This is a genomic window from Solimonas aquatica (assembly GCF_900111015.1).
GTDB classification, from domain to species: Bacteria; Pseudomonadota; Gammaproteobacteria; order Nevskiales; family Nevskiaceae; genus Solimonas; species Solimonas aquatica.
On sequence record NZ_FOFS01000011.1, the window covers coordinates 96,630 to 112,331 of the forward strand.

At 64.2% G+C, this 15,702-nt stretch carries 13 protein-coding genes; 11 read left to right on the forward strand and 2 right to left on the reverse strand.

What is annotated here, in order from left to right:
• Nucleotides 1–71: 71 nt before the first annotated feature.
• Together BMY12_RS14275 and BMY12_RS14280 are read left to right on the forward strand one after the other, a co-directional pair.
• Nucleotides 72–860: an MBL fold metallo-hydrolase gene (locus BMY12_RS14275; protein WP_093287582.1), complete on the forward strand. Its 789-nt coding sequence runs from the start codon at nucleotides 72–74 to the stop codon at nucleotides 858–860.
• 332 nt (nucleotides 861–1,192) lie between these two features.
• Nucleotides 1,193–2,617, forward strand: coding sequence for an aldehyde dehydrogenase family protein (locus BMY12_RS14280; protein ID WP_093287585.1), 1,425 nt, complete (start codon nucleotides 1,193–1,195; stop codon nucleotides 2,615–2,617).
• A 58-nt stretch (nucleotides 2,618–2,675) separates the two neighbouring features.
• On the opposite strand, the gene BMY12_RS14285 is transcribed toward BMY12_RS14280, so the two are convergent.
• Nucleotides 2,676–3,326 carry a TetR/AcrR family transcriptional regulator gene (locus tag BMY12_RS14285; protein ID WP_093287588.1) on the reverse strand — a complete coding sequence of 217 codons (651 nt, stop codon included), beginning with the start codon at nucleotides 3,324–3,326 and terminating at the stop codon, nucleotides 2,676–2,678.
• Between the two features lie 282 nt (nucleotides 3,327–3,608).
• On the opposite strand from BMY12_RS14285, the gene BMY12_RS14290 reads away from it, so the two are divergent.
• Together BMY12_RS14290 and BMY12_RS14295 are read left to right on the forward strand one after the other, a co-directional pair.
• Entirely contained in the window at nucleotides 3,609–5,273 is a 1,665-nt protein-coding gene (locus tag BMY12_RS14290) for an AMP-binding protein (protein ID WP_245732526.1), read from the forward strand.
• A 233-nt stretch (nucleotides 5,274–5,506) separates the two neighbouring features.
• Nucleotides 5,507–6,121 carry a class I SAM-dependent methyltransferase gene (locus BMY12_RS14295; RefSeq protein WP_093287594.1) on the forward strand — a complete coding sequence of 205 codons (615 nt, stop codon included), beginning with the start codon at nucleotides 5,507–5,509 and terminating at the stop codon, nucleotides 6,119–6,121.
• Nucleotides 6,122–6,299: 178 nt separating this feature from the next.
• Here the strand turns inward: BMY12_RS14295 and BMY12_RS14300 are convergent, their stop codons facing one another.
• On the reverse strand, nucleotides 6,300–7,109 hold the full coding sequence (locus BMY12_RS14300) for an alpha/beta hydrolase family protein (RefSeq protein ID WP_093287597.1): 810 nt from the start codon (nucleotides 7,107–7,109) through the stop codon (nucleotides 6,300–6,302).
• 223 nt (nucleotides 7,110–7,332) lie between these two features.
• Here BMY12_RS14300 and BMY12_RS14305 point away from each other — a divergent pair, with 223 nt between their 5' ends.
• From BMY12_RS14305 to amoB, 7 genes are all read left to right on the forward strand, one after another.
• The gene (locus BMY12_RS14305; RefSeq protein ID WP_093287600.1) at nucleotides 7,333–9,459 is read left to right on the forward strand and encodes a PQQ-dependent dehydrogenase, methanol/ethanol family; all 2,127 of its coding nucleotides are present in this window, start codon (nucleotides 7,333–7,335) and stop codon (nucleotides 9,457–9,459) included.
• A 201-nt stretch (nucleotides 9,460–9,660) separates the two neighbouring features.
• The gene (gene ahr, locus BMY12_RS14310) at nucleotides 9,661–10,677 is read left to right on the forward strand and encodes an NADPH-dependent aldehyde reductase Ahr (protein WP_093287813.1); all 1,017 of its coding nucleotides are present in this window, start codon (nucleotides 9,661–9,663) and stop codon (nucleotides 10,675–10,677) included.
• A 390-nt stretch (nucleotides 10,678–11,067) separates the two neighbouring features.
• Nucleotides 11,068–12,273, forward strand: coding sequence for an alpha/beta hydrolase (locus BMY12_RS14315; RefSeq protein WP_177189007.1), 1,206 nt, complete (start codon nucleotides 11,068–11,070; stop codon nucleotides 12,271–12,273).
• A gap of 134 nt (nucleotides 12,274–12,407) precedes the next feature.
• Nucleotides 12,408–12,608, forward strand: coding sequence for a hypothetical protein (locus BMY12_RS20365; RefSeq protein WP_177189008.1), 201 nt, complete (start codon nucleotides 12,408–12,410; stop codon nucleotides 12,606–12,608).
• Nucleotides 12,609–12,622: 14 nt separating this feature from the next.
• The gene (amoC, locus tag BMY12_RS20370; RefSeq protein ID WP_177189009.1) at nucleotides 12,623–13,402 is read left to right on the forward strand and encodes a bacterial ammonia monooxygenase, subunit AmoC; all 780 of its coding nucleotides are present in this window, start codon (nucleotides 12,623–12,625) and stop codon (nucleotides 13,400–13,402) included.
• A gap of 159 nt (nucleotides 13,403–13,561) precedes the next feature.
• A complete protein-coding gene (locus BMY12_RS14325; RefSeq protein WP_177189010.1) occupies nucleotides 13,562–14,365 on the forward strand; it encodes a methane monooxygenase/ammonia monooxygenase subunit A in 804 nt (267 codons plus the stop codon).
• Nucleotides 14,362–15,642: a bacterial ammonia monooxygenase, subunit AmoB gene (gene amoB, locus BMY12_RS14330; protein WP_093287610.1), complete on the forward strand. Its 1,281-nt coding sequence runs from the start codon at nucleotides 14,362–14,364 to the stop codon at nucleotides 15,640–15,642. The genes BMY12_RS14325 and amoB overlap by 4 nt, the downstream gene beginning before the upstream one ends.
• Nucleotides 15,643–15,702 lie beyond the last annotated feature (60 nt).

A 15,702-nucleotide genomic window follows, 5' to 3' on the forward strand; every position in this document is an offset into this window, starting at 1 on the left:
GTCAGGTAGCAAGACCATCGGGAGCCACGCCGGTCTGGCGATGGCCCGCCATCCATCGCGAGGAGAGCTTCATGCGCTTCACCCAGATTCGCAGCGCCACCGTCATCATCGAATTCGCCGGCCACAAATTTCTCATCGATCCGATGCTCGCGGAGAAGGACGCCTACCCGGGCTTTCCCGGCACGGTGAACAGTCATATCCGCTTCCCCACCGCGCCGCTGCCGGTGCCGGTGTCGCAGCTGTTCGACGTGGACGCGGTGATTGCCACGCACATCCATCCCGATCACTGGGATGAAGCCGCAGCCCGGCTCATTCCCAAGGACAAGCCGATCTTCTGCCAGAGCCAGCGCGATGCCGAAGCCATCCGCAGCGAAGGTTTCACCAATGTCAGCGTGCTGGGCGAGATCACGAGCTTCGGCGCGCTGAGCATTCACAAGACGCCGGGTCAGCATGGCGGCGACAAGATTGTCGAGAGCGGCTTGTGGAAGGAGGTACTGGGCGATGTCTGCGGCCTGGTGTTCAAGCATCCGGACGAAAAGACCTTGTACATCGTCGGCGACACGGTCTGGTACGAAGGTGTGCAGCGCAGCATCGAGCGCCATAAGCCTGCGGTCATCGTGCTGAACAGCTGTGATGCAAAAGTCTTCGAAGACCAGCTGGGTGATATGTCCATCATCATGAGCAAGGAAGATGTGTGTGCGGTCTGCAAGGCGGCGCCCGAAGCCACGGTGATCGCCAGCCATATGGAGGCGGTGAATCACGCCACGCTGACGCGGGCGCAGCTGTCCGCCCATCTGAGTGAAGCCGGCCTGCGCGAGCAGGTCCGCATTCCGGCCGACGGCGAGGCCTATACCCTCTAGGGCAGCGCGCCATCGCGCCCGCAAACATCGCGCCGCAATTGGCGCGATGCCCACAAGCCGTCCCCGGCATCGAACAGGATGCTGCGGACGGCTTGTGTCGTTTGGGCTGACAGGAACAGGACCGCGCCGCACCTGCGCCGGCGCGCTGTGCAGCCCCTGTCCACTATCTGGACACCTTGTGTGGATCAGCCTGTCCAGAAAGCAGACAAAACGCAGCGCGGTGGCGGCTTTCGCTGTCACTGAACTCAAGGATTTCCGGCAGTTGGCGCTTTGGCACTGCGGTTGCTAACTGGCCTGTACTCGCTGCATCAATCAATCTGGGAGGAGAGTGTATGAACGAAGTCCCTCACGCGATGACCATCAATGGCGCCCGCGTATTCACCAGCAATGTCGATCTGGTCATCAACCCGGCCACCGAGAAGCAGATCTGTGCGTATCCGCTGGCCTCGCGCGAACAGCTCGATGATGCGGTGCGGGCGGCGCAGAAGGCCTTCATCAGCTGGCGTGACCGTCCGCTGTCCGAGCGCCAGGCGCTGGTTGCGAAGCTGGCGGACCTGATTCAGGAAAATCAGGAATCCTTCATCCGCCTGCTGAGCACCGAGCAGGGCAAGGGCCGCGCGGCCGCCGAGTGGGAGATCGGTGGTTCCATCCACTGGCTGCAGGAAGTGGCCAAGCAGTCGCTGCCCAACGAGGTGGTGGTGGACAAGGGCGATGAGCAGATCGTCACGCGTCACACGCCGATCGGTGTGGTGGGTGCGATCACGCCCTGGAACTTCCCGCTGCTGCTGGCGGTGTGGAAGGTCGCGCCGGCGCTGGTGGCGGGCAACACCGTGGTGCTCAAGCCTTCGCCGTTCACGCCACTGTGCACGCTGTGGTTCGGCGAGCTGGCGCAGTCGGTGCTGCCGCCTGGCGTGCTGAACGTGATCTCCGGTGGCAACGAGCTGGGACAGTGGATGACCGAGCATGCGGACATCGGCAAGATCAGCTTCACGGGTTCGACCGCCACCGGCCGCAAGGTCATGGCCAGCGCCTCGACCAATCTCAAGCGCCTGACGCTGGAGCTGGGCGGCAACGACCCGGCCATCGTGCTGCCGGACGCCGATCCCAAGGCCATCGCCAAGGATCTGTTCTGGGCTTCGTTCGCCAACAGCGCGCAGTTCTGCGCGGCCTGCAAGCGCCTGTACGTTCACGAAGACATCTACGATGCGGTGGCCGCCGAGCTGGTGGCTTATGCCAAGACCGTGAAGATGGGCGATGGTCTGGCCGACGGTGTCGAGCTGGGCCCCATCCAGAACAAGATGCAGTACGACAAGCTGCTCAACCTGCTGCAGGACATCAAGGCCAATGGCCAGAAGGTTCTGCTCGGCGGCGAAGCGCCCGGCGGCAAGGGCTATTTCATTCCGGTGACCCTGGTCGACAACCCGCCCGAGGATTCGCGCGTGGTCGTGGAAGAGGCCTTCGGTCCGGTGCTGCCGCTGCTGAAGTATCGCGATATCGAGGATGTGATCAGTCGCGCCAACAACACCTGCTACGGCCTGGCGGCCTCAGTCTGGGGCAAGGATGTGAGCAGGGCCGAGGCTGTGGCGTCGCGTCTGGAAGCCGGCACCGTGTGGGTCAATCAGATCCACGTGTTCTCGCCGGGCCTCGCCTTCGGCGGTCACAAGCAGTCCGGCGTCGGCGTGGAGAACTCGCTGCACGGCCTGGCCGAGTACTGCAACGTCCAGACCGTCATCCGCAAGGCTGCCGCGTCGGCCTGAGCCCGGTGACAGGCAGGATGGGAAGCACGTGGACAGCTTTTTCAGGAAGCGTGCTTTCTCATCCGGCGGACATGAACAGGCCATCGGACAGCATCTTGACCATCTGCGGCACCACCTCATCGAGCTTGTCCCGCTTGGGGTCGTACCACTCGGTGGTCCAGTTGATGGCGCCCACCACCACCAGTCGCGCGACGCTGGTGGTCAGATGAGGCCTCAGCTCGCCCTTGGATTTGGCTTCCGCCAGCAGGCCGTCCCAGAACTTGCTGTACTCGTTGCGAAGCTTCTGATTCTGCTTCTTGAGATGTTCAGGCAGATGGCCGTAGACGCGGGTGCTGGCCGAGCTGAACTCGCCACCATGGCGGGTGAGGCCTTCCAGGTGCCCGATCATGGCCGCCTCGACCTTGGCCTTGGAGCTGGCGTTGCGGGGCAGGGCCGCCACGCGTTCCTGCGCCGACTGACGCACGGCATTGATGCCGGTGTCGAGAATCTCCTGAAGAATCTCTTCTTTGGAGCTGAAGTGGTAATAGATGCTGCCAGCCTTGATCTTGGCGGCATCGGCGATCTGACGCAGCGTGGTGGCGCTATAGCCCTGGGACAGGAATAGTCGCGCCGAAACCTGAAGGATCAGCTCGCGGGTATCCGCGCCACCCTGCGAATTGGCATCCGACTTGGGGCGGCCCCTGGGCCGCGCGACACGAGCGGTGCTCATAGCGCTCCTTAAAACAAAGGTTTGTTAGTTATGCCGATAAGGATGACACATTTTATGCCCCTGAGGGCATTTGCAAAGCCCGGTGAAACAGCGGCGTTCACCGAGGGCGGGAACGGGAAACGGTCGGCTTGAGGCCGACGCCGCCGCGTCCGGCCGGGCCGGAGCGCACACGGCGAGGGCGGCCGATGGTGGCGGCACGCCTGAGCCGGCGGCACGGGCCTTGGCCTCGGCGGCGGCGCCTGCCGGGCCTGCCGTCGCATCAAACAAGAAGTGGAGAATACGGTGAATATTGCTTATGCCAGTGGCTGCAGCGAAGTGCCGCTGCTCGGGGAAACCATCGGCGCCTGCCTGAACCGCATCGCGGCACGCTTTCCGGATCGCGATGCGCTGGTCGATGTCTCGCAGGGGCGGCGCTGGACCTATGCGCAACTCAATGCCGAGGTCGATCGTCTGGCCAGGGCCTTGCTGGCGATGGATGTGGCAAAGGGCGCGCGCGTCGGCATCTGGGCGCCCAACTGTCCGGAGTGGGCGCTGCTGCAGTACGCCACGGCGCGGATCGGCGCCATCCTGGTCTGCATCAACCCCGCGTACCGCAGCCACGAGCTGAGCTATGTGCTGCGCCATGCCGGCGTCAGCCTGCTGGTCGCGGCCACGGGCAACCGCGGCGCCGACTACCGCGCCATGGTCGCCGAAGTCAGAGGCGAGGCGCCGGAACTGCGCGAGGTGATCTACATCGGCGATCCGAGCTGGGAGCAGCTGATGCGCGCCGGCGATGCGGTTTCCGCAGAGACGCTGGCGCGCCGCGCCGACGAACTCTCCTTCGGCGATCCCATCAACATCCAGTACACCTCCGGCACCACCGGCGCGCCCAAGGGCGCCACGCTGACGCATCACAACATCCTCAACAACGGCTACTTCGCCGGCGGGCTGATCAACTACACGGAGCGCGATCGCGTCTGTGTGCCGGTGCCGTTCTATCACTGCTTCGGCATGGTGATCGGCAACCTGGCGGCGATGAGCCATGGCGCGGCGGTGATCGTGCCGGGCGCCAACTTCGATCCCATCGCCACCGCCCGCGCCGTGGTGGCGGAAAAGTGCACCTCCCTGTACGGGGTGCCGACCATGTTCATCTCGATCCTCGCCGAGCCGGAAGCCCGGCATCTGGATTTCAGCTCGCTGCGCACCGGCGTGATGGCCGGTGCGCCCTGTCCGGTGGCAGTGATGCGCGAGGTGATCGAGCGCCTCAACATGCGCGAGGTCGCCATCTGCTATGGCATGACCGAGACCTCGCCGGTGTCGACCATGACCCGCGTCGATGACGATCTGCGCCGGCGCACGGAAACCGTCGGTCGCGCCATGCCGCATGTCCAGGTGCAGATCGTCAGTCCGGTCACCGGTCTGACCGTGCCGCGCGGCACCGCCGGTGAAGTCTGCACCCGTGGTTACTCGGTGATGCGCGGCTACTGGAACCAGCCGGACAAGACCCGCGAGGCCATCGACGAGGACGGCTGGATGCATACCGGCGATCTCGGCGTGATGGACGAGGATGGCTATGTCGCGATTGTCGGTCGCATCAAGGACATGGTGATCCGTGGCGGCGAGAACATCTATCCGCGCGAGATCGAGGAGTTTCTCTACGGCCATCCGGATGTGATCGATGCGCAGGTGATCGGCGTGCCGGATGAAAAATACGGCGAGGAACTCATGGCCTGCCTGCGTCTGCGCGAAGGCGCCGAGCCGCTCAACGCCGCCAGCCTGCGCGCGTTCTGTGAAGGCAAGCTGGCGCGCTACAAGATTCCCCGCTACGTGCGCGTGATGGAGGCCTTTCCCATGACCGTGACCGGCAAGATCCGCAAGGTGGAACTGCGTGAACAGGCCCTGGCCTGGCTGCAGCAGCAGGCCGCTGCCAAGGCCGAAGCCCTGGCGGAAGGGGAAGCGGCGCGATGAGCGGCAAGCATTATCCGGGCGCCCGGGCGACGCGTCCCGGGCCGGCGTTGAGGCATAAACTAACAGTTGTTAGAATTATGCGAGTGGCGTAAAACCGACTGCGCGACAGCTCAGGCGATGAATCGTTGCCATCTGTCGCAGCAGTCCGCAGAACCAGAAAATGATAGGGGAGCCCGCTGCGCGTGAGCGCGGTCTCAGGCCGAAAAGACAGGTCAGCGAGGAGAGTTGGGGCGATGGAAAATTTCTACGACAAGCGCGTGCTGCCGTATGTCATCGATTTCATCTGCGGTCTGCCGACTTTCGAGAAGGGCCGGGCCGATGTGGTGGGACAGACCAAGGGCAGAGTGCTGGAAGTCGGCATCGGCACCGGTCGCAATCTGCCCTACTACAACAGCGAGCAACTGAGCTGCCTGTGCGGCATCGATCCGGGCCTGCATCCGCGCGCCAGCAAGCGCGCGCAGCAGGCCGGCATCCAGGTCGAGCAGATGCCGCTGTCGGCGGAGCGCATCCCCTGCGCCGATCATTCCTTCGACTATGTGGTGTCCACCTTCACCCTGTGCACGATTCCGGATGTGCAGTCGGCGCTGCGTGAAATGCATCGCGTGCTGGTGCCGGGCGGGCGCCTGCTGTTTCTCGAACACGGCGCGGCACCCAGTGCCAATGTGAAGCGCTGGCAGGATCGCATCACGCCGTACTGGCGGCCGCTGGCGGGCGGTTGCCATCTGAACCGCCAGATCGACGGGATGATCGAGGAAGCGGGCTTCGAGATCGAGCGTCTGGAGCAGCGCTATCACCCGGGGCCGCGCCTGCTCACCTATCTCTACTCCGGCGCCGCCGTGCGCCACTAGGGCCTGTTCACGCTATGGACAATCGCTGCGTTGCTGCCGGAAATGGCGCCCCGCAAGGCCGCAGGGCGGCGTTGGCAGCCGCAGGCTTGGAGTCACCCAGCGGCGCGTCTGCCGCCTTGCCCTGCGGCAAAACGACCTCCATCGCAGTGATCGCCCTAGCGTGGACGCGACACCGCGCTCAGGGTTGCAGAGCCCGATCCCGATGACTCAGAAACTCGACCACCTGTTGCGGTTCTCCAGCCCAGCGCCAATGGCTGCGCTGCGCCTCGCAATAGACGGTGTCGGCCGCGCAGCCCTGGTAGTGATGGCAGCGCTCGTCGCCGTCCTGCGCAAGGCCGGGTTCGCCGGCGTCGGTGCAGCGGTTGCAGGCCGACCACCATTGCGCCGCCTGCCGGCCAAAGCCGGGAAAGTGCGTGTCCTGCGCGCCGTGCAGAATCATCACCGGCTTGGCTGCCGGACACTGCGTCGCATCGAAATCGAGCTTCTGCCAGCCCATGCCGCTGACCACGATGCCACGCACGCCCTCGCGATAGCGCGGCAGGGTGGCCACTGCGGTGGCCATCGTGCCGCCATCGGAATGTCCGGTCGCGTACACGCGCGAAGGATCGATGCACCAGGTCTTGAGCACCTCGTCCGCAACCGTCGCCATGCGGTCCACGGCTTCAAGGCTCATGCGCAGGCTGCCCACGTAGCTCACCACGAAACCCGCCGCAGTGGCGGCGTGGGTGAGCCCGGCATAGCGCTCGGACAAGCCGGGGCTGAAGCCGGCCGGCGCATAGACCACCAGCAGCGGATGGGCGACATCAGCGCGGTAGTTCAGCGGCGTGACCACGGCAAAGGGCACGCCTTGCGCGCTCTTGCCCTGCATGCGTCCGCCCGCGCCGCTGCGCTGGCCGAGCGGGCAGCCAAGGCTTGCGCTGCGCGGCGCCGGATAAGTTGCGGCGGCGGGCCGCAGCGCCTCGCCGAAGTGAAAAAAAAGCGGCGCCATCAGGGCTGCCACTAGGCACAGAACCGCGATGCCGAGCAATTGGAATTTCATATGACTGCGTGCCACCCAGGAATTCAAACAAACAGTTGTTAATTAACTATATCAGGCCCGGCCGCGATCCCGAGACCGGCTTGCCTGCATCGCCCATCGCAACCGTCAACAAGGACGCGTCTTGTCGCTCGAGTGCAAGCCGTCGCTGAGAACCACAAAAGGAGATTGTTCAATGTCGAAGTACACAAGCCGCCCAGGCCTGTTCAAGGGCGCGAGCAAGAAGACGGCGCTGGCCCTGGGCCTGTCGCTGGCCATCGCCGGACCGCAGTTCGCGCAGGCCGACACCAGCGCGGTGAGCCGCGTCGACGGCGCCTTCATCAGCAGCAATGCCGCCGAGACGCGCGACTGGCCCAGCGTGGGCCTGGACTACGCGGAAACCCGCTACAGCCGACTCGCGCAGATCAACGGCGGCAACGTCAAGAATCTGGGCCTGGTCTGGGCTTACAACCTGGGCTCGACGCGCGGCGTCGAAGCCACGCCGCTGGTGGTGGACGGCGTCATGTACGTCACCGCGTCCTGGAGCGTGGTGCACGCCATCGACGTGCGCACCGGCAAGGCGCTGTGGACTTACGATCCGAAGGTGCCCAAGGAAACCGCCGCCATCGCCTGCTGCGATGTGGTCAATCGCGGCGTGGCGCTGTATCACGGCAAGGTGTTCGTGGCGTCGCTCGATGGCCGCCTGATCGCGCTGGATGCCAACAGCGGCAAGAAGGTCTGGGAGCAGGACACCCGCCTGTCCGCGAAGCTGCCGTTCACCATCACCGGCGCGCCGCGCGTGATCAAGGGCAAGGTGATGATCGGCAACGGCGGCGCCGAACTGGGCTTGCGCGGTTACATCACTGCCTACGATGCCGAAACCGGCAAGCAGGCCTGGCGCTTCTTCACGGTGCCGGGTGATCCCGCCCAGCCCTTCGAGAACAAGGCCATGGAGATGGCCGCCAAGACCTGGGATCCGAGCGGCGAATACTGGAAGGGCGGCGGCGGCGGCACGGTGTGGAATTCCATCGCCTATGACGCCGATCTGAACCTGATGTACATCGGCGTGGGCAATGGCTCGCCCTGGTCGCACAAGGCGCGCAGCCCGGCCGGTGGCGACAATCTCTTCCTGGGCTCGGTGGTGGCGCTCAATCCCGATACCGGCGAGTACGTCTGGCACTACCAGGAAACGCCGGGGGACAACTGGGACTACACCAGCACGCAGGACATCATCCTGGCGGACGTGAAAATCGAGGGCAAGCCGCGCAAGGTGCTGATGCACGCGCCGAAGAACGGCTTCTTCTTCGTGGTCGATCGCACCAACGGCAAGTTCATCTCGGCGAAGAATTTCGTGGACGTGAACTGGGCCACCGGCTATGACAGCAACGGTCGTCCCATCGAGCTGGCGGAAGCGCGGTCCACCACCACCGCGTTCGATGCCGTGCCCGGCCCCTTCGGCGGCCACAACTGGCATTCGATGTCCTTCAGCCCGAAGCTGGGCCTGGCCTATATCCCGGTGCAGAACATTCCGCTGGTGATGCAGCACGACCCGAGCTGGAGCTTCGGCTCCAACAAGCCGGGCCAGCCCATGAGCGGCATCGGCTGGAACACCGCCATGCATCTCAACACGCGTCCGCCCAAGAGCCTGCCGTTCGGTCGCCTGATCGCCTGGGACCCGATCCAGCAGCGCGAGGTGTGGCGCCACAACCATGTCTCGCCGTGGAACGGCGGCACGCTGGCCACGGCCGGTGATCTGGTGTTCCAGGGTTCCGCGGATGGCCGCTTCGCGGCCTATGACGCGCGCACCGGCGAGTCGCTGTGGGAGACGCCGGTGGGCACGGGTGTGATCGCGGCGCCGTCGAGCTATGAGGTGGACGGCAAGCAGTATGTGTCCATCGCGGTGGGCTGGGGCGGTGTGTATGGCGAGGCCGCACGTGCCACCGAGCGCAACACGCCGGGAACCGTCTACACCTTCGCACTGGGCGGCACCGCCAAGGCGCCGGACTTCGTGCAGTACCAGATGTCCGGTCTGCTCACGGGCGTGAAGTACAACCCGGCGGATGTGCCGGCCGGCACCGCGCTGTATGTCAGCCACTGCGTCTTCTGCCACGGCGTGCCGGGCGTGGACAAGGGTGGCCACATCCGCAATCTCGGCTACGTGCCCGCTGCAGAAATCGAGAACCTGGACAAGTTCGTGTTCAAGGGCCCGATGATGCCGCTGGGCATGCCGGACTTCACCGGCAAGCTCAGCAAGGAGGACGTGGAGAAGATCAAGGCCTTCATCCAGGGCACCGCCGATGCGGTGCGTCCCAAGGCCAACTAGAGCCTGTAAATGCTATGGCGGTCGCTGCGCCCGAGGCTGTTTTGGCGCAGCAACGCAGTGATCGTCCATAGCGTTAACAGACCCTGGCGCCAAGGTGGCGAGGGCGCGTGGTCCCGCCCTCGCCACACCGGCGGCCAAACAACAGCGACGCCAGCCGCGGGTTTGCGTCAGCGACTCATCTTGAATCTGGAGAACAACATCATGACGGCCATCAGAGCCTGGGCGGCGCGTGCGGCGGCGCAGCCACTTGGCGAATACGTATTCGATCCCGGGGCGCTCGGCCCTGAAGAGGTCGAAATCACCGTGGAGCACTGCGGGCTTTGCCATTCCGATCTGTCCCTGCTCGACAATGCCTGGGGCATCAGCGCCTTTCCCCTGGTGGCGGGCCATGAGGTGATCGGCACCGTGGCGGCGCTGGGCAGTCAGGCCAAGGGCCTGAAGCTCGGGCAGCGCGTCGGCCTGGGCTGGAACGCGGGCAGCTGCATGCACTGCGAATCCTGTCTGGGCGCCGATCAGCATCTGTGCGCACAGCTGCAGCCCACGGCCATCGGCCGCAACGGCGGTTTTGCGGAACGCGTCCGCGCCCACTGGGCCTGGGCCGTGCCCTTGCCGGAAGATCTGGACGCAAGCACGGCCGGGCCCTTGCTGTGCGGCGGCATCACGGTGTTCTCGCCGCTGCTGAATCTGGGCATCAAGCCCACCGACCGCGTCGGTGTCGTCGGCATCGGCGGGCTGGGCCACATGGCCCTGCAGTTCGCCAATGCCTGGGGCTGCGAGGTGACGGCTTTCACTTCCAGCGCCGACAAGCATGGCGAGATCCGCGGCTTCGGCGCGCACCGCGTCGTCTCCGTGCATGACGCGCAGGCCCTGCAGGCCATCGCCGGTTCGCTGGATCTGATTCTGGATACGGTGAATGTGCCGCTCGACTGGACCAGCCTGATGGCCACGCTCGCGCCCAAGGGCCGGCTGCATATCGTCGGCGCCCTGACCGAGCCGATGCCGGTCAACACCATGGGCATGCTCATGAAACAGCAGAGCGTTTCGGCTTCGCCTTCCGGTTCGCGAGCCGCCATCGCCAGCATGCTCGAATTCGCGGCACGGCACCGGATTGCGCCGCAGGTGGAGCGCTTCCCGATGCGGCAGCTCAATGAGGCGCTGGCCCATCTGCGCTCCGGCAAGGCGCGATACCGCATCGTGCTGGACGCGGACTTCGCCTGAGGCGAAGCGCTTCTCGAGGGCCGGATCTGCACGCGCCATGCGATCTGCAATGACGTCCGTTTCAAGCCTCACCGGCGGCACGCCAGGCCATGGAAGGCAGGCGTGTCGCTGGTTCTTGGCGCTTTCCGAAGCTGCCGGCGGCGAGGCTTTTCTCTTCGGCAGAACAGGGAGTCCGCAGCGTCATTTTTTGCTGCAGCGCGCAATGCAAAGGCCTCGGGCACGTCGTTTTCCGATGGGATTTCAGATTGGCACGATTCGCCAAATCTCTGTCACAAATAACCAAGCCTGGGTCCCATCACTCGTAGCACATTCACTACCGAGACGGACTGGTCGTATTGCGGCACGAATATAACCAGAAAGTCTTTAAACCATAGAAAGGCATGGCTGGACTTGCAGCTTGAGGTAAAGCTGGAAACGAAATGCCTTAACGCTACGAAAAACTCTGGGCGCATAGCCCGTGATCTATCGAGCAGGAGGAGGGGAACGATGGGAAAGAGCAAGACACAAGCGGCTGCCTGTGCAAGGCCCGCTTATCGCAAGCTGGTCTCGAGAGCACCGGCCAGCGGCAATCTGGAAAAGGCGTCGGGCAGGAGATCCCTGTCGCAAGACCGTCACGACATCGTCGCTGACGTGGCGCCGCAAATCGAGTTTCTCCGGTTTCTGAGCAATGAACTGCGCAAGCCCAGGGTCTCGGGTGCGCAGGGCGCGGTTCCGATGCTGCAAAGCATGTTCGACGCCTGGGAGAATCCGCCTTCCGCGCAGCAGGAAGACAGCTACCGCAAGCCTGAGCTGGGCGGCGTGGAAGCGTTCTGGATCCGTCCCGCGAATGCCGATTCGGCACGGATCGTCCTGTACGTGAACAGCGGCGGCGTCGACATCGGCGACTCCTTCGGCTGCCGCAAGGTGGCGTCGAATCTCGCCGGCGTGCTGCGCAGCGAGGCGGTGGTGGTGGGTTGCCATTGTCCGAGCGCCCGGCCGCTGTCGGCGCAGATCCGCGATGCGCTGTCCGCCTACAAAGGTCTGATCGATCTCGGCTATGCGCCGCAGGACATCACCATGGCGGGTGATTCGCTGGGCGCCAAGGTGGTGCTCTGCTGCGTGCTGGGCATGCGCGCCTTCAATCTGCCGATGCCCGGCAACGTGATCGCCATGACGCCCTGGCTGGATGCGGAGTCCGAGCACGACAGCCGCAGCCCCATGCAGAAAGGCTGCCTGACGCTGCCCAGCGCCATTGCCTATGAGCAGGCGCCGGCAGTGGCGGCGGCGCAGGACATTCTGCGCGCCAGCTATCGCGGCTTTCCGCGTCTGTACATCAACGTCGGCGCCGTCGACGGCTTTCTCGACAACCTGCTGCTGGAGCGTGCGCAGAAGCTGCATGCCCGCGCCGTGAAGGCCGGTGTCGATGCCTGCCTCTCGGTGGTGGATGGCATGCACCACGCGTTCCCGTTCCTGGCCCGACAGGCGCCCGCGGCGGAGATGGAACTCCAGCATATCGCGCAGTGGCTCGCCGACGGCAAGCGGTCTGTTGCCGGCGCCGGCCTTGCCAGAGCACAGCTCAGGAGCGGTGTTGCGCAAGGAGCGGCCCGGAGGGATTGACTCCAGGCCGGAGAAGAACGAGTTCAGAGGAGGCCAGAGCGGGTCTGGATCCATCGGGCGGTATCGCTGCCGATGGAAAACAGGAAAGGCGGCTGCAGCGCCTTTCATGCAAGGACCGGCGACAGCGCATCGCAATGAACCAGGATTTCAAAAAAACAGTGATCGCCACTGCTCTTGCCGGCCCATTCTTTCTGGTGGGCCTATGGCTTGGCAGCCTGCAGCGCGGTGTTCACGCACAAGCAGTCAGCCCGAAGTCGGGGAGCCTCGCGGCAAGCGGCTCCGAAACATCTGCCAGCAGCCCGCTGTGTTCGCAGGGGCTGGCTTTTCATCGTTAACAGGAGAGGTAGCCATGTCAGTTCAAGTCGCTTCTACAACGGGAAAAGATCCGCAAAAGCCCGCGCGTGTCTTCAACATTCTGCCGGTGGCGATCGCATGGGGCGTGATGCTCGCCTTCTATGTGAGTCTGCGTCTGTACCAGCAGGCCTTCGCCTTCAAGTTCGGCCTGGACTCCACCTCGCCTGACTTCGAGATTTACTGGAAGGCGCTGTTCAAGATCGAAGTGCCGGCCATCTTCGGCATCGGCGCGGTGATCTGGGCTTATCTCTGGTTCACGCGTGATCGTCGCATCAACGACATCTCGCCGGGCACCGAGCTCAAGCGCTACTTCACGCTGATCGGCTGGTTCCTGGTCTACACCTTCTCTTTCCTGTGGGTCGCCAACTTCTTCGGTGAAGGCGACGCCACCTGGCATCAGACGGTGATCCGCGATACCGCGCTCACGCCCAGCCATATCGTGCTGTTCTATGCCTGCATCCCGACCTACATCGTCGTGGGCGTCGGCACGCTGATCTACGCCACCACGCGCATCCCGGCCTTTGCCAAGAGCTACTCGGTGCCGCTGCTGATGGTGGTGGTGGGCCCCGGCCTGATCCTGCCGAACCTCGGCTACAACGAGTGGGGTCACGCCTTCTGGTTCACGGAAGAGACCTTCAGCCATCCGCTGCACTGGGGCTTCCCGGTGCTGGGCTGGACTGCGCTGGCAATCGGCGGCGTGCTGCTGCAGGTGATGCGGCGCGTCTCGGAGCTGTTCAAGGTGTTCACGCCTGCCGCTTCGCTGACGGCGAAGTAAACAGCAAGCGCAACAAGGATGTGTGTCGCACCGGTCCGGCTGGATGAACGGATCGGAAGGCCGGACGGTGCGACAGTTTTGGAAGGGCCTGCGCTTGGTTGGGGAAGAAGCGGGGCTCGGTATTGACGATCGGTTCGTGAAAGTGATGAGGAGATGGCGGTGACAGAGAACGACAGGGAAGTGCTCCGGGTAGCGGGACTATCCGGCGATACAGCACGGTGGTCCCGCACATTCGATTACCTGATTATTGTGGTCGCGGCCTTTCTGGTGCTCGCGGTCACGTACATCAATTTTCTGCTGCTGGCGGGCGACTGGGATTTCTTTACGGACTTCAAGGATCGCCAGTACTGGGTCGTGATTTATCCGATCGTGCAGATCATGATGGCGGCGGCATTCCAGGCGGTGTTCTGGACCTTGTTCCGGCTGCCATTCGGTGCCACTGCGAGTGCCTTTCTGTTCGGCCTCGGCGTCTGGCTGGTGCGTTATCACAGCTGGATGGGCATGGCGCACTTTCCGCTCACCCTGGTGGTGCCCGGCACCTTCATGGTCGGCGCCATGATTCTGGACGGCATCCTGACCGTCAGCCGCGCCTGGCTGGTGACCGGTCTGTTCGGCGGCACGCTGTTCGGCATCACCTTCTACGCCAGTAACTGGATCGTCTTCGCGCCTTACTTCCAGCCTGTCGAGAACATGGGTCAGCTGTCTTCGCTGGCGGATGTCATCGGTTATGTGTTCCCCCGCGCCGGCACGCCGGAATATATCCGCATCATCGAGCGCGGCACGCTGAGAACCTTCTCCGATTCCTCGACCTGGGTGTCGGTGTTCTTCTCCTGCTTCATCTGCATCTTCATGTACATGCTCTGGTGGCTGATCGGTGCTTTTGCCTGCAAGGCGGCCTCGGTGCCGACGGGCGATCGCTTCAAGCTGCTGTTCGGCATGAAGCCCGCGGAGGCGACGAAATGAAAAAGCTGATCAAACGCCTGCTGGTGGCCTGTCTGGGTCTGAGCGCGGTGCTGGGCGGTGGCGGCGATCTGCTGCCGGCCATGGTCGAGGCGCACGGTGAACGCGCCACGGAGCCGTACATCCGTACCCGTACCGTGCACTGGTACGACATGACCTGGTCCAAGGACAGCATCGCGGTCAACGACACCTACACGATCAAGGGCAAGTTCCGGCTCTTCTCCGACTGGCCGGACGCCGCAGCACGCCCCGAGCTGCTGTACGTCTCGGCCTACGGTCCCGGTGCCGTGCTGACCCGCGTGGAGAGCAGGCTCAACGGCCTTCCCGCGCAGCAGTCGTTCCGTGGCGGTGAACTCGGCCGCGACTATGAGTTCGAGATCACCATGAAAGGCCGCGTGCCTGGCCGCTGGCACGTGCACACCATCGTGCAGGTGGAAGGCGCGGGCGCCATCGTGGGACCGGGCAAGTGGATCGAGGTGACCGGCAGCGCCAGCGATTACAAGCAATCGCTGGAGACCATGACCGGCAACAAGATCGACGATCTGCAGACCTACAAGGTGGCCGATGCGCAGCGCTATCACCTGTTCCTGGGCGCTTTCGCACTGGCCTGGCTGCTGTGGTGGCTGCGTCGTCCGCTGATCATTCCGCGCTGGCTGGCCATTCAGAAAGGACGCAGCGATCTGCTGGTGCGTCCGATCGATGACAAGGTGGCCGCGGCAATGGTGGGTGTGATGCTGCTGATCACGGTGGTGGGCTATCACAACGCCACGCAGGCCTATCCGTACACCGTGCCGCTGCGCGGCGGCTGGACGAAGATTCCGACGCAGCCGCTGCCGGAAGAAAAGGTGCGGGTGGATCTGACGCATGCGGAATACGACGTGCCGGGTCGCAGTCTGAGAATGCGCGCCAACATCACCAACACCCTGGACAAGCCGGTGCGCATCGGCGAGTTCATGACGGCGGAGCTGCGCTTCATCAACAAGGCCTTGCCGGCGGCGGTTGCCAATGTCACGCCCGGATATCCGCAGGAGCTGCTGCCCGGGCAGGGTCTGAAGGTCGACAACGATCTGCTCGCGCCCGGCGAGACGCGCTCGGTCTATATCGAGGCGACCGACGCGGTCTGGGAAGTCGAGCGGCTGGTCAGCTTCCTCTCGGACGTCGACAGCCGTATCGGTGGCCTGGTGTTCTTCTGGGATGAAAAGGGCGAGCGCTACGTCAGCGAGCTGCACGGCCCCATCGTGCCGGTGATCAAGGGTCACGGCACGCACATGAGCATGTAGTGCTGGCGGGGCTTGCCGCGTTCGCGACGTCCGGGCGGGACGAACGCGGCAAGCCACCCT

Bases quoted from the DNA above. Each gene is read 5' to 3' on its own strand.
- BMY12_RS14275 (WP_093287582.1), top strand. From the start codon at position 72: ATGCGCTTCACCCAGATTCGCAGCGCCACCGTCATCATCGAATTCGCC.
- BMY12_RS14280 (WP_093287585.1), top strand. From the start codon at position 1,193: ATGAACGAAGTCCCTCACGCGATGACCATCAATGGCGCCCGCGTATTC.
- BMY12_RS14285 (WP_093287588.1), bottom strand. From the start codon at position 3,326: ATGAGCACCGCTCGTGTCGCGCGGCCCAGGGGCCGCCCCAAGTCGGAT.
- BMY12_RS14295 (WP_093287594.1), top strand. From the start codon at position 5,507: ATGGAAAATTTCTACGACAAGCGCGTGCTGCCGTATGTCATCGATTTC.
- BMY12_RS14300 (WP_093287597.1), bottom strand. From the start codon at position 7,109: ATGGCGCCGCTTTTTTTTCACTTCGGCGAGGCGCTGCGGCCCGCCGCC.
- BMY12_RS14305 (WP_093287600.1), top strand. From the start codon at position 7,333: ATGTCGAAGTACACAAGCCGCCCAGGCCTGTTCAAGGGCGCGAGCAAG.
- ahr (WP_093287813.1), top strand. From the start codon at position 9,661: ATGACGGCCATCAGAGCCTGGGCGGCGCGTGCGGCGGCGCAGCCACTT.
- BMY12_RS20365 (WP_177189008.1), top strand. From the start codon at position 12,408: ATGAACCAGGATTTCAAAAAAACAGTGATCGCCACTGCTCTTGCCGGC.
- amoC (WP_177189009.1), top strand. From the start codon at position 12,623: ATGTCAGTTCAAGTCGCTTCTACAACGGGAAAAGATCCGCAAAAGCCC.
- amoB (WP_093287610.1), top strand. From the start codon at position 14,362: ATGAAAAAGCTGATCAAACGCCTGCTGGTGGCCTGTCTGGGTCTGAGC.